Annotated in this window: 11 protein-coding genes; 7 read left to right on the top strand and 4 right to left on the bottom strand. The window is 70.7% G+C overall.

All coding sequences use genetic code 11. The features are described from left to right. Nucleotides 1–20: 20 nt before the first annotated feature. The 5 genes from G3I54_RS15370 (at nt 21) to G3I54_RS15350 (ending at nt 4838) form a co-directional block, all read left to right on the top strand. On the top strand, nt 21–1100 hold the full coding sequence (locus G3I54_RS15370) for an NlpC/P60 family protein (protein WP_164615066.1): 1080 nt from the start codon (nt 21–23) through the stop codon (nt 1098–1100). Nucleotides 1101–1360: 260 nt separating this feature from the next. Further along, nucleotides 1361–1816, top strand: a complete 456-nt coding sequence (locus G3I54_RS15365; protein WP_164615064.1) for a helix-turn-helix transcriptional regulator — start codon at nt 1361–1363, stop codon at nt 1814–1816. A gap of 120 nt (nt 1817–1936) precedes the next feature. Continuing rightward, nucleotides 1937–2464 (top strand): regulator component, encoded by a 528-nt coding sequence (locus tag G3I54_RS15360; protein WP_164615062.1) that lies wholly within the window; start codon nt 1937–1939, stop codon nt 2462–2464. Next, nucleotides 2461–3651: an MAB_1171c family putative transporter gene (locus G3I54_RS15355; RefSeq protein ID WP_164615061.1), complete on the top strand. Its 1191-nt coding sequence runs from the start codon at nt 2461–2463 to the stop codon at nt 3649–3651. The genes G3I54_RS15360 and G3I54_RS15355 overlap by 4 nt, the downstream gene beginning before the upstream one ends. After that, the gene (locus G3I54_RS15350) at nt 3648–4838 is read left to right on the top strand and encodes a cytochrome P450 (protein WP_164615059.1); all 1191 of its coding nucleotides are present in this window, start codon (nt 3648–3650) and stop codon (nt 4836–4838) included. Before G3I54_RS15355 ends, G3I54_RS15350 begins: the two co-directional genes overlap by 4 nt. A gap of 57 nt (nt 4839–4895) precedes the next feature. Here the strand turns inward: G3I54_RS15350 and G3I54_RS15345 are convergent, their stop codons facing one another. From G3I54_RS15345 to G3I54_RS15330, 4 genes are all read right to left on the bottom strand, one after another. Beyond that, nucleotides 4896–7211, bottom strand: coding sequence for a glycoside hydrolase family 3 N-terminal domain-containing protein (locus G3I54_RS15345; RefSeq protein ID WP_203686363.1), 2316 nt, complete (start codon nt 7209–7211; stop codon nt 4896–4898). A gap of 149 nt (nt 7212–7360) precedes the next feature. After that, on the bottom strand, nt 7361–8182 hold the full coding sequence (locus G3I54_RS15340) for a carbohydrate ABC transporter permease (RefSeq protein WP_164615055.1): 822 nt from the start codon (nt 8180–8182) through the stop codon (nt 7361–7363). After that, entirely contained in the window at nt 8179–9024 is an 846-nt protein-coding gene (locus tag G3I54_RS15335) for a sugar ABC transporter permease (RefSeq protein ID WP_164615053.1), read from the bottom strand. The genes G3I54_RS15340 and G3I54_RS15335 overlap by 4 nt, the downstream gene beginning before the upstream one ends. Continuing rightward, nucleotides 9021–10319 (bottom strand): extracellular solute-binding protein, encoded by a 1299-nt coding sequence (locus G3I54_RS15330; RefSeq protein ID WP_164615051.1) that lies wholly within the window; start codon nt 10317–10319, stop codon nt 9021–9023. The genes G3I54_RS15335 and G3I54_RS15330 overlap by 4 nt, the downstream gene beginning before the upstream one ends. Nucleotides 10320–10458: 139 nt before the next feature. Between G3I54_RS15330 and G3I54_RS15325 the strand changes: the two genes are divergently transcribed. Continuing rightward, complete coding sequence (locus G3I54_RS15325) at nt 10459–11493, top strand: LacI family DNA-binding transcriptional regulator (RefSeq protein WP_164615049.1); 1035 nt, start codon at nt 10459–10461, stop codon at nt 11491–11493. 304 nt (nt 11494–11797) lie between these two features. Further along, nucleotides 11798–13079 (top strand): ATP-binding protein (locus tag G3I54_RS15320; protein WP_164615047.1); only part of this gene is annotated, 1282 nt, incomplete at its 3' end.

Below are 13079 nucleotides of genomic sequence, written 5' to 3'. Positions count from 1 at the left end.
GAACAACCGAGGAGTAACCGATGGCAGGGAAGAAGAAGTCGCGGCCCGTCGTCTCGGGTCTGGTGGTGCTGGCGCTCGTCGCGACCTCCGGCTACCTCACCCTGGAACTGCGCAAGCAGGAGATGCCCGGGGTGACCGAGGTCCGCAACGTCGGCGTCCTGGACGGCGGCAAGGCCTCCGGCGCCGCCTCCGACGACAAGGGCGAGGCCGCGTGGTCCCGGCTGGAGAACCCCGCGCGCTCGGTGCTGCGCGGCTCCGACGGCCAGATCAAGGCGGTGTTCACCGACGGGGCGCGCCTGGCCACCCTCACCGGCCCGGCCCGCACCTTCACCGAACCGGCCTCCACTTCCTCCAAGGTCTCCACCACGGACTGGGTGCGTCTGATGCCGGAGCCCTGGAAGAAGGGCGCCGAGAAGGAGAAGTGGTTCAAGGACTGGTACGCGGAGTACGAGGACAGCAAGGAGGACGACCTCTTCGCCGTCTCCTTCCAGTACGTGGCCGGCGCCCCGCAGAAGAAGGACGAGCAGGGTGTCGCCTACGCCGGTGACGCCAACTTCGGGCCGCTGAACACCACCGGTGCGGAGGGCGGCGACCTGCGCCTGGAGCAGTCCGACTTCTACGACTACCTCGGCCTGCCCTACCCCTTCCGCGACGGCCGGACCGGCACCCCGGAGTCCATGCGCGCCAAGTCCCTGGACTGCTCGGGCTTCGTACGGATGGTGCTCGGCTACCGCACCCGCTACCCGCTGATGTCGTCGGACACCTCCGGCGACGGCCTCCCGCGCACCGCCAACGGCATGGCCCGCTCCGACGAGGGCGCCGACGTGCTTCCGCTGACCGGGGTGAGCGCCGACGACCGCCCGTCCGCCATCGACCAGCTCCAGCCCGGCGACCTCGTCTTCTTCAAGCTGGACGCCCGCACCAAGGACCGCCTCGACCACGTCGGCATCGTCCTCGGCTACGACACCGAGGGCCACCTGATCTTCATCTCCAGCCGCGAGGAGATCAACGGCCCGACCATCGGCGACGTCGGCGGAGTCTCCCGGCTGGACGGCAACGGCTACTACGCGAAGACCCTGCGCAGCGCGAAGCGGCTCTGAGGCTATGGGCCCCGCCGCCGCGGCCCGGGTGTCGCGGCGGCGGTCCGGGCTGACGGACGAGCTCACCCCCGTGAAGCTCGACCCGGCCCGGCCGGCGCCGCCACCTGCACCCTCGACACTCCAGTGGCGACGAAGCATTGGTAACGTACACCAGAGTGACTGCCCGGCGTCAACCAAAGTGTCGCCGGGGCCGGCCCGAAGGGCTTCGAGAAACACTGTGGTGGGCAAAGGCTCGGCATCACGCCAAGGAGGTCGTGTACGTGGAGGATGACCAGTCGCCCACCTTCGCCGAACTCCTGGACCACCTCTTCCGCGAGGTGCACCCCCCTTCCCGGGGGCCGTACACCTACGCGGAGGTCGCCGAGGGCATCCGTAAGGCGGCCACCGCCGAGGGGCGCGGGGTGACGGCGAGCGCCATCCAGCAACTGCGCACCGGCGCCAAGCGGAACCCGACGCGGCACACCATCAAGGCCCTGGCCGACTTCTTCGGCGTACCGGCGGGCTACTTCGTCGACAGTGCGGCGGCCGAACGCACGAAGGCGGAGATCGGCCTCCTCGCCGCCATGCGCGACCAGGACGTCCGCAAGGTGGCCCTGCGCGCCAACGGCCTGAGCGTCGACAGCCTGAAGATGCTGTCGACCGTGATCGAACAGGCCCGGAAGCTCGAAGGGCTCACCACCGACGACAGCCCGCACGACCTGAACCTGGACGACTGAACCACCCACCCCGCCCGCCGGGTGGCGTCTCGAACATGTCAACATTGGTGCGCTCGCACGGGCTTCAGGGGGTGATCCGCCCCGGGCCGACCACCCGACCGGCGTCACCAGAGTGAGGACATGGACTTCGAGCAGCTTCGCGCCGCGTGCGAGGCGCGCGTCGAGGCGCTTCGGCTCCCGCACCGCTTCAGCACCCGCGACCTCCGCGACGCCGTGGCCGAAGAGCGCGGACGCCCCATCATCCTGCGCCCCCTGAGCACCCTGGGCGTCATGGACGCCCCGTGCGGCATCCGCCTGGAGACTCCGGACGCCGACCTGTTGTTCTACGAGGAAGCCACCTCGCCCCTCCACCAGAACCACATCCTCGCCCACGAGATCAGCCACATCATCTGCGACCACGCCGGCAGCCTGGAACTGGACCAGGACACCCTGCGCGCGATCGGGTTCGACCCCACCCTCGTGCGGCGCATGTCCGGCCGGACCAGCTACACGAGCGAGGACGAGCGCGAGGCCGAGGTGATGGCCAGCGTGATCCGACAACTCATGTACCGGGGACGCGAAGGCCCGTCGAGCCGGCCCGCCAGCGGCGCCGAGAGCTGGGACGCACTGTTCGCCGAGCCACACAGGAAGAAGCGCCACCGGAAATGATCAACATCCTGTTCACGGGCACGGCCGTCGTGCTGCTGTGTTTCGCCGTCTACTGGGTGCGCGGACGCGGCGGCCACCGCCCCACCGGCACCTGGGCGATGGCGGCGCTGATGACCTCGTTCGCCCTCGCCTTCGCCTCCTACGCACCCGCCGTGGAGCGCGCGGTCGAATCGGTGGTCCCCCACGTCGCCCGACTCCTCAGCAACACCTTCACCCTGACGGCGGCCACCTCGGTCCTCGCCTTCCTCTTCCAGCTCAATCTGGACCGCGAGCGGGCCGAGCGGCAGATCCGGCTGCGCGTCATCGCCCTCGCGATCTCCGTCGCCGGCATGACCGTGTTCTTCGTCGCCGAGCAACTCACGGGCCGGAACCCGGTGTTGTACGCCTGCTACGTACTCATCTACATCTCCTACCTGGCGTACACGGCCAAGGACTTCCTCCTGCAGACCTGGGCCCACTCCCAGCGCTCTACCCGCCGCAGCCAGCGCTGGGGCCTGCGCACCACCTCGGTCGGCTGTGGCTTCGCCCTCGTCTACGCCGCGTACAAGCTGTTCGCCCTGATCTCCATCGGCCTCGGTCTGGGGCTCGTTCCCGACCACGCCCGCTGCTCCGGTCCGTTGACCCCCTTCCGCTGCGCGTTCAGCGTGACCGCGCCCGCCGTCGCCGTCCTCCTCATCACCGCCGGGCTCACCCTCCCCGCCCTGCTGTGGCCGCTCAGCCAACTGCGCCGCCGCCGCTGGGAACGCAACTCGTTCACCGCGCTGGAACCGCTGTGGCGGGAGGTCACCTCGGCGGTCCCCGAGGTCGTGCTCGACCCGGGCGACACCGAAGTGGACGCCCACGACCTCGACTTCCATCTGCACCGCCGGGTCATCGAGATCAACGACTGCGTGCTGGCCCTGCGCCCGTACCGTCGAGCGTCGGTACGGGACGCCGCGGCGGCCGAGGCCGCGCGCCGGGGCACGGCCGAAACCCCCGAGGGCGAGGCCGAGGTGGAGGCGGCGGTCATCGCCGCGGCCGTCGAAGCGAAGCGCGCCGGACTGCCCCTCGACGGCGACGAGGCCCCGCCCGCCGCCGGCACCGGCTCCCGCAAGGGCGACCTCCCGGCGGAGACCGCGTGGCTGCTGCTCGTGGCGGACGCCTACGCGCGGCGCCCGGTGGCCGAGAACGCGGGAGCGGCCTCGTGACCGCCCCGCGGCAGGACCCCCTGCGCGACCCGCGCTTCTTCGCCGATCCCTACCCCACCTACGACCGGCTGCGCGAAGGCTGCCCGGTCCAGCGGATTCCCACCGGCTCCGGCGGACACCACGCGTATCTGATCACCGGCCACCCCGAGGCCCGCACGGCGTTCACCGATCCCCGGCTGTCCAAGGAAACCGCCCGCTTCTTCGCCGACCGGCCCTCGAACCGCGATCTGCACCCGGCGATCTCCCGCAACATGCTGGCCAGCGACCCGCCCGCGCACACCCGCCACCGGCGGGTGGCGACGCCGCTGTTCACCACCGGACGCGTCCGGGAACTGCGCCCGTACATCACCCGGGTCGTCGACGACCTCATGGCCGCGTGGCGACCGGGCGCGGAAGTGGACCTGGTGGCGGAACTGGCGGTTCCACTGCCGGTCACCGTCGTCTGCGAGCTGCTGGGGGTGCCGGAATCCGACCGCGCCGCGCTCGCCGGCTGGTCCCACGACCTCTTCGACGCGACCGACACCGACCGCGTCGACGCCGCGTCGCACCGGATCGGCGACTATCTGACCCACCTCGTCGACACGGCCCGCGCCACCCCCGGCGACGGCCGGCTCCACTCCTTCCTGCGCGACTGCGACGAGGGCGGCCTCGACCGGGACGAGGCCGTCTCCCTGGCCGCCCTCCTGCTGGTCGCCGGGCACGAGACCACCACCCAGTTCATCGGCAACGCCGTCCTGGCCCTGCTCCGGCACCCGGAGGAGTTCGACCGCCTGCGCCGGGACCCGGACCTGATCCCCGGCGCCCTCGACGAACTGCTCCGCTACGACTCGCCGGTTAGTGTGGCCACCTTCCGCCACAGCACGGAGGAGCTGAGCGTCGGCGGGGTCGACATCCCGGCGGGCTTCCCGGTGCTCATCGCCCCCGGGGCGGCGAACCGCGACCCGGCCGCGTTCCCCGACCCGCACCGCCTCGACCTCGACCGCGACGCCGGGGGCCATCTCTCCTTCGGCCACGGCATCCACCGCTGCCCGGGCGCTCCGCTGGCCCGGGCCGAGGCCGACATCGCACTCCGCGCCCTGCTGACCCGCTTCCCGGACACCCGCCTGGCCGTCCCGACGGAATCCCTGGCCTGGCGCCGGACCCGCCTCACCCGTGGCCTGACCACCCTGCCCCTCGTCCTCGGCTGACCCGCGCCGCCGGGGAGCGTGTGCCACCGCCTGCTCTCCCCGTCGGCGCGGTCCGGCCTACGGGGCGTCCGTGAGGATCTCCGTCGCGATGCCCATGTGCAGGTGCCGGGTGTGATCGACCGTTCGCACCGGCCCGGTCAGCGCGACCCGGGCGGTCAGGCGCGGGTCGTCGCTCGACGCGCTCAACCGCAGTTCGAGATCGCCCGGTTCGACGATCCGGTGGCCGTCGCGGCCCGTGAAGGACGCGAGGTCCGCCGGGACCGTCGCCCGCACTCGGGCCGCCCGCCCCGGACCCAGGTCGAGACGTACGTACCCGATGAGGCGCTGTACCGGCTGGACCACCGAGGCGACCGGGTCGTGGAGATACACCTGGACCACTTCGGTCCCCTCCCGCGCACCGGTGTTGCGGATAGTGCAGGAGAACGTGAACTCCCCTTCCGTCGTGGCCCGTCCGCGCTCCACGACGAGGTCGCCCCACTCGAAGGCGGTGTATGTGAGACCGTGGCCGAACGCGAACGCCGGGGTCGGGTCGACGCTGGACACATCGCTGGAGTGGGCCAGCCGCGCCGCCAGGTAGGTGGAGGGCTGGGAGCCCGCGTGACGCGGCACGCCGACGGGCAGCCGGCCGGACGGCGCGGCGCGACCGCTGAGCACCGAGGCGATGGCCGTCGTTCCCTCCTCGCCGGGGAAGAACGACTGCACGATCGCGGCCGCCTCGTCCACCGCACGCCCGAGGGCGTACGGGCGTCCGGCCAGCAGGGTGACGACGACGGGCGTGCCCGCGTCGAGGAGGGCGTCGAGCAGCTGCTGCTGGACACCGGGAAGGGCCAGGTCCTGCGCGTCACAGCCCTCCCCGCTCGTACCGCGCCCGAAGAGTCCGGCCCGGTCGCCGAGTGCGAGGATCACGAGGTCGGCGCCCCTGGCCAGTTCGACGGCCTCATCGAACCCGCCGGTGTCCGTGCCGTCGATGTCCGCACCCGGCGCGGTGACGAGCTCGCTGTGGGGGAACTCCGCCGCACATGCCTCGCGCAGGGTGGGCAGTTCGATGCCGAGCGGCGTCCTGGGGTGCTGGCCGCCGACGTGGACGGGAAAGGCGTAGCAGCCGAGGACGGCCGTCGGGGCGTCGGCGTTGGGCCCGACGAGTGCGATACGGGCCGGGGCCGCGGCGCCCGCCGCCAGGGGCAGGATGCCGTCGTTGCGCAGGAGCACGACGGCCTGTTCGGCGACGCGCCGGGCGAGCGCGCGGTTCTCGTCGCTGTCGAGACGGACGGTCCCGCGCAGCGCCTCCGAGTTCCCGCCTGTGGACCCGTCCGCACCTGCGGCTTCGGTGAGCACCGCCGGCTCAGGCCGCCAGTCCGCGTCCAACAGCCCCAACTGGGCTTTCTGGACGAGGACTCGACGTACGGCACGGTCCACCAGCGCCTCGGGGACGAGGCCGTCGGCGATCGCGTCGGCCAGCGGGCTGCCGAACGTCTTCACGGTCGGCAGTTCCACGTCCACCCCCGCGGCGAGTGCGGCGCCGGCCGCTTCCCCGAAGGTTCCCGCCACACCGTGCAGCGTCTTCAGGAACGCGATGCCGAAGTAGTCCGCGACAACGGTCCCGTCGAAGCCCCAGGTGTCACGGAGCAGACCGGTCAGCAACGGCCCGTCGGCCGCGGAGGGGATCCCGTCGGTGTCGGTGTAGGCGTGCATCACGGACCGGACGCCGCTTTCGCGTACGGCCATCTCGAACGGCGTCAGGATGATGTCGGCCCGCTCCCGCGCCCCCATGCCGACGGGGGCGAGGTTGCGGCCCGCCCGTGAGGCGGAGTATCCGGCGAAGTGCTTGAGCGTGGCGACGATTCCGGCCGACTCCAGTCCCCGTACATAGGCGGTGGCGACGGTTCCCACCAGGTACGGGTCCTCGCCGATCGTCTCCTCGACGCGCCCCCAGCGTGCGTCGCGTACGACGTCGAGTACGGGGGCGAGCCCCTGGTGCACGCCGACGGAGCGCATGTCGCGGCCGATCGCGGCGGCCATCTCGCGGATCAGCTCCGGATGGAAGGTGGCGCCCCAGGACAGCGGCACCGGGTAGGCCGTCGCGCCCCAGGTGGCGAAGCCCGCGAGGCACTCCTCATGGGCGAGCGCCGGGATGCCGAATCGGTTCGCTCCGGCGATCCGCTCCTGGGTGCGGGACAGCGAGAGGGCGCCCACGGCCGGGTCGACCGGAGCCGTTCCGAACGGGCGGGTCAGCTGGCCGAGGCCGTGCGGAAGAAGGTCGTCGAGGGCTACGGCCTCCTCCATGTCGTGCTGGAACGGCGCGACTTCGGCGCCCTCGTCGGATGCGCCGACCCAGACGCCGACGAGCTGGGAGATCTTCTCCTGGAGAGTCATGGCGTCGATCAGGGCGTCGGCCCTGGCCTCGTGGGTGAGGGCGGGATCGTGCCAGGGCCCGGTGCGGCGGTCCGTGGCGCCGACTCCCGGCGCCGCGGAATCGGTGGTCCCGGCGGCTTTCCGCACACCGGCGTTGTCGATGTCGGCGGTCACTTTCCTCCGACCCCCATCAGCCCCTGTACCAGGGCACGACGAGCGAACAGGTAGACGATCAGGATGGGGAGCATGGACAGGACGACCGCGGCGAGCAGGCCCGGGGTGTCGACGCCGTGTTCCGTCTGGAATTCGTAGAGCCCCATGGTGATGACCTTGGTCTCCGCGGACTGCGTCAGTACGAGGGGGAAGAGGAAGCCGTTCCACGCCTGGAGGGCGGAGAAGACGACGATCGTCGCGAGCCCGCTTTTGGACAGCGGCAGCACCAGCTGGAAGAAGACGCGCCGGGACGAGGCTCCGTCCATCGTCATCGCCTCGTACAGATCGGGGGTGATGTCACGCATCACGCCCGTGAGGATCAGGGCGCACACCGGCATGGCGAAGGCCGCGGTCGGCAGGATGACGCCGATGAGGTTGTCGTAGAGACCGGCCTCGCTGATGACGAAGAACATCGGGACGATGACGGCCTGCGAGGGGATCGCCAGGCCCAGGAGGAACAGCCGGAAGACCGTGGTGGCGGCCCGGCCCCGGCTCCTGACGATGGTGTACGCCAGCGGCGGGACGAGGAGGACGACGATGCCCACCACGCACACGGTGACGACGACCGTGTTGAGGAAGTACTGCGCGAAGCCGCTGTCGAGGTCCTTGACGTAGTTGTCGAGCGTGAAGTGCTCGGGGAAGGCCAGCGGGCCGTTCGCCGCGTAGTCGGGGCGCGACTGGAACGTGGCGATGAGCATCACGTACAGCGGCAGCCCCACCACGAGGAGCCAGACCAGCGAGCCGAAACCGGCGAAGTAGTTGGGACGGCTCTTCCTCACAGTCCCTCCATGGTGCTGCGCATCCTGTCGTAACCCGAGAGCCGCACCACGATCAGCGAGATGAGCGTGGAGACGAGCACCAGGAGGAGGGCGATGGCCGACGCCGATCCGTAGTCGAAACTCTTGAACGCCTTCTGATACATGTAGTACGCGCTGATGGTGGTGTCGCTCCCCGGTCCGCCCTGGGTCAGGATGAGCACGGTGTCGAAGGTCGTGAGTCCGCCGACCACCATCAGGATCATCGAGGTGATGATCGCGTTGCGCAGCTGTGGCAGCGTGATGTGGAAGAACTGCCGCACCCTGCCCGCGCCGTCGATCTGCGCCGCCTGGTAGAGGACCGGCGGCACCGCGCGCGCCGCGCCCTGGTAGATCAGCGTGTGCAGCGGGGTGAACTGCCAGGTGCTGACGAAGACCAGTACGCCGATCGCGCTCGCCTGCATCCCGAAGAGGTTGCCGTCGCCGAACAGCCAGGTGGCCTGCGCGGGGACGCCGAGGTTGGGGTCGAGGAGAGCGCGCCACAGCACGGACACGGCCGCGATGGACAGCAGCATCGGGACGAAGTAGATGGCGGACAGGACGGCCCGGTTGCGCTGGCGCCCCGCCGCCCAGACCCCGAGCAGGGTGAGCAGGACGCTCAGCCAGAGGCTCTTGATCATGACGGGGTCGTCGAGGAGCTTCTTCCAGTTGGCGAGGCCGGCGAACTCCGGGTCGCTCAGACCGTCCCAGCCGGCGAAGGAGAGTACGGCGACCATGATCAGCGGGACGATGGCGAAGAGGCCGAAGAAGACGGCGGCGGGGGCCGCCCAGAGGAACCCCGGGCGTCCGGATTCGAGTGAGGTCACGAGGTCGGCAGCGCCTGCATGGCCTCGATGAAGGCGTCCTCGTCCATCGAGCCGTTGAAGAACTGCTGGAGGGACTGGTACATCGCGGTGGCAGCCGACTGCGGGTACGCCTGGTCCCAGGAGAGCTGGAACGCCGGGGCCGCCTTGACCATGTCGTACTGGAACTCCGCGAACTCGGGGCTGGCGGCGGTGTCCAGGAGGCCTTCGGTGTTGGTCGTGGTCGGCAGATTGCCGATGGAGAGCTGCGCCTTGACGAACTGGTCCGAGTACATGAGTTTCAGGAACTCGGCGACGGCCTTCGGGTGCTTCGTCCTCTTCACCACGGAGTAGAAGTTGTTGGTGTTGCCGACGAGGTTCGCCCGGTCGCCCTTGCCGCCTTCGACGGAGGGGAAGGCGCTGTATCCGAGGTCGCTCTTCGCGAACTCCGGGTGTGCGTCCTGCTGCGTCGAGTACTCCCAGGAGCCCATCAGCTCGAAGCCGGCCCGGCCGGTCGCCAGGAGCGTGGGGGAACCCTGGTCGGTGAACTTCACCGAGTCGTAGTTGGTGCCGAAGGCCCCGGCGTCCACCAACTCCCTGATCTTGCCCAGCGCCTTCCGGCTGTCCGGGCTCGCCCAGGCGTCCTTGTCGCCGTCCAGTGCCTTCTGGAAGAGCTCGGGCCCGGCGATGCGGTCGTAGAGGTACTCGAACCACATCAGCGTCGGCCACCGGTCGCCGCCGCCCAGCGCGATCGGGGTGACGCCGTCGGCCTTCAGCGCCTCGACCGCCGCCAGCAGGTCTTCCCAGGTCTCCGGGGGTTCGACGCCCGCCTTGTCGAGGACCTTGCCGTTGTTGAACAGCAGCACGGGCTGCGTGCCGCGCATGGGGACCCCGTAGGACGTGCCGTCGACCACCGCGCTGTTGAACACGGACGGCAGGAACTTCGCCTTGAGGCCGGGGTCCTCGGCGATGAAGGGATCCAGCGGGAGCAGCAGGCCGGCGTCGACGAACGGCTTGATGCTGCCGCCGCCCCAGTTGAAGAAGACGTCCGGCGCCTGCTTGCCGCTGATGATCGTCTGAAGTTTGGCCTGGTAGTCGGCGCCCGGGATCGTGTCCAGGACGGCCTTCACGTCCGACGTCCTGTTGAAGGTGGCGACGAGTTCCTTCTCCACCTTGTTCGCCGCGTCGCCGTAGACCAGGACGTGGATGGTGTCGTCGCCGGCCGCGTCGGAGTCTCCCCCGCACCCGGACAGGGACAGCACCAGGGCCAGCGCGGCACCACCGACGACGGTCCGCGAGAACCGTGCGCGTTGCTTCATCGACTCGCCTCTCGAAACTGTTTCGGAGCAATTGCCGAAACTTCTGAGTCGGGACGCTAGGACTCCCCCTCCGAGGGGTCAACCCTCGGTCACAGCGTTATCGAAGCGTTACGTACGGTTGGGGGTCGAGCCGTGCTTTATGCTCCTCGGCATGCGCGATGACGAGGAAATGGGCCGCATCACCCTGGCCCAGGTGGCCGAGCGGGCCGGCGTCTCCATTTCGACAGTTTCGAAGGTCCTCAACGGCCGACAGGACGTGGCGACCCCCACGAGGGTCAAGGTGGAGCGCCTGCTGGAGGCCCACGCCTACCGGCGCACCACCCGGTCGGCCCGCGAGGCGCCGCTCATCGAGATCGTGTTCCACGAGCTGGAGAGCATCTGGGCGATGGAGTTGATCCGAGGGGTGGAGAACGTCGCCAAGGCCCACAACGCCGGGGTCGTCCTCACCGAGAGCGGAACCCGCCACGCGCCCGGCCCGGACTGGATGGAGGCGATGCTCCAGCGCAGGCCGCTCGGTGTCGTGCTGGTCTTCTCCACGCTGCCCAGCGAAGTGAAACAGCAGCTCAGATCCCGCTCGATCCCCTTCGTCATCATCGACCCGGCGGGCGACCCCGACCCCGACGTGCCCTCGGTCGGCTCCGCCAACTGGAACGGCGGACTGGCCGCCACCCGCCATCTCATCGAGCGCGGACACCGGCGCATCGGGATCGTCACCGGCCCCGAGGACATGCTCTGCTCCCGCGCCCGGCTCGACGGCTACCGGTCGGCGATGACCATGGCGGGGCTGGAGATGGATCCCGAGCTCGTCCTGTTCGGCGACTTCCACGTGGAGGGCGGATACGACCGCGCCACCGAGATGCTGTCCCGCCCCCAGCCGCCCACCGCCATCTTCGCGGGCAGCGACCTGCAGGCCCTCGGCGTGCTGGAAGCCGCCCGGGCGCACGGCCTGCGCGTCCCGCACGACCTCTCGGTGGTCGGCTACGACGACGTATCGATCGCCCGCTGGGCGAGCCCGGCGCTGACCACGGTCCACCAGCCGCTGCGTCGGATGGCCGAGGAGGCCACACAGATGCTGATGCGGCTACGGGCCGAGGAACCGGTGTCCACCCGGCTGGAGTTGGCGACGACCCTGGTCGTACGGAAGAGCACGGCGCCGCCGCCGCCCGAGAGCTGAGCGCGGTGCGGGGGCGCGGTCCGTGCCGGTGAAGGCCGCGGCGCCACACCGTACCGCCGGTGGCTCCCCGCCGGCCGAAAGAACGTGACGCACCACCGGAACGGGACGGCACGCAGGGGCGTCAACGGGCGATTTTCAGCCTCCTGTTGTGACTGAAAGGCATCAACGCCGCACAATTCGAGGCTGGTTGACCTACGCTTTGCGTGCCCCCAAACCCCGAACGTGGGTTCGACATGTCGTGAAAGGTTTCGCTTCTCGTGGCTGGCACCGGTATCTGCAGGGTCGTCAGGTCGGGGCCTCTGCGGTGAGCCGGCCGTCGAGGGAGCCAGGACGCGCCCCCGGTGCGAGCGCCGCCGTCGCCGGATGGGCCGTCTCCCTGGCGGCCGCCGCCTGTGCGGGGTGGGTCGCCGTCAGCGTGGACGCCGAGTGGCACCAGGCGCTCGCGGGAGCCTGTGCCGCGGCCGTCGTCCTGCTGATCGCCCTCGTACTGGTCCTCGCTCGGCGGCTGTCCGCCGAACGCGCACACCGTGCCCGGGAGGCCGAAGTGGCCGCCGCCCGGGGCGCCGAGGTGGCGCATCTGGCCGCGGTACGCGTCCCGGCCATCGCCGAGCGACTGCACACCGGACAGCGGCTGGACGGCGTGCCGGGGCCGATGGCGCCGCCGGAGGAGACCGGTGAGGAGTTCGGCCGGGCGCTGGAATCGGTCGTCGTCGCACTCGGCTCGGACACGGCCGTGCACCGCGAGCGCACCCTGCGCGACTCGGTGCAGGCCGCCTTCGAATCCGTGGCGCGCACCATGCACGTGATGGCGACCGTGCAGCAGCAGGTCCTGGACGAGGTCGAGCGCTCCATCGAAGACCCTCTGCTGATGGCCAACGTGATGAAGGCCGACCACGCGGCCTCCCAGATGACCCGCAAGGCGCAGACCCTGCTGGTGATGTGCGGAATCTGGCCCGCCCGTCGGGAGACCCGGCCGGTCTCGCTCTACGACTGCGTACGGGGCGCCCAGTCCCGGATCGTGGAGTTCGGGCGGATCGAGGTGCACGGCGGACAGACCCTGTACGCGGTGCCCCCGGCCGTGGAGGGGCTGATGCACTCCATCGCCGAACTGCTGGAGAACGCCACGGTGTTCTCACCGTCCAGCTCCCCCGTGGTCGTCAGCGTGCGGGAGGTGGGCTCCGGTGCGGTCATCGAGATCGACGACGCCGGGCTCGGGATGCCGCCGGACGTCCTGCACCAGGCCCTCGGCCATCTTCGCGACGACCTGGACCTGACCCGCCTGGGTGCGGTGCCCCGGCTCGGCCTGGCGTCCGTCGGGCGCTGGAGCCGGGAGCTGGGCTTCAACGTGGAGCTGAGCGGGTCTTCGGCGTACGGCGGCACACGGGCCGTGATGTTCGTACCGTTCCGGCTGCTGACCGACCCGCTGCCGAGGCCCGCCGCACACCGCCGCTCCTCGATCGAACCGGCCGAGCCCGTCGTGCCCGCCGTCCCCCCGGCAGGCGTACGCGACGACGCCCCCGAGCCGGCCGGCGTGCCCGCCCCGACGACGGCCGGCCTGCCCCGGCGGCGCAGCCGGCGCGGCGCCG

Source organism: Streptomyces sp. SID14515 (assembly GCF_010548505.1).
Lineage (GTDB): Bacteria > Actinomycetota > Actinomycetes > Streptomycetales > Streptomycetaceae > Streptomyces > Streptomyces caviscabies.
This window is presented reverse-complemented; position numbering and strand designations above follow the sequence as displayed.

Excerpts from the sequence above, each read along its gene's own strand:
- G3I54_RS15370 (WP_164615066.1), top strand. The coding sequence starts at position 21 with ATGGCAGGGAAGAAGAAGTCGCGGCCCGTCGTCTCGGGTCTGGTGGTG.
- G3I54_RS15360 (WP_164615062.1), top strand. The coding sequence starts at position 1,937 with ATGGACTTCGAGCAGCTTCGCGCCGCGTGCGAGGCGCGCGTCGAGGCG.
- G3I54_RS15355 (WP_164615061.1), top strand. The coding sequence starts at position 2,461 with ATGATCAACATCCTGTTCACGGGCACGGCCGTCGTGCTGCTGTGTTTC.
- G3I54_RS15345 (WP_203686363.1), bottom strand. The coding sequence starts at position 7,211 with ATGACTCTCCAGGAGAAGATCTCCCAGCTCGTCGGCGTCTGGGTCGGC.
- G3I54_RS15330 (WP_164615051.1), bottom strand. The coding sequence starts at position 10,319 with ATGAAGCAACGCGCACGGTTCTCGCGGACCGTCGTCGGTGGTGCCGCG.
- G3I54_RS15325 (WP_164615049.1), top strand. The coding sequence starts at position 10,459 with ATGCTCCTCGGCATGCGCGATGACGAGGAAATGGGCCGCATCACCCTG.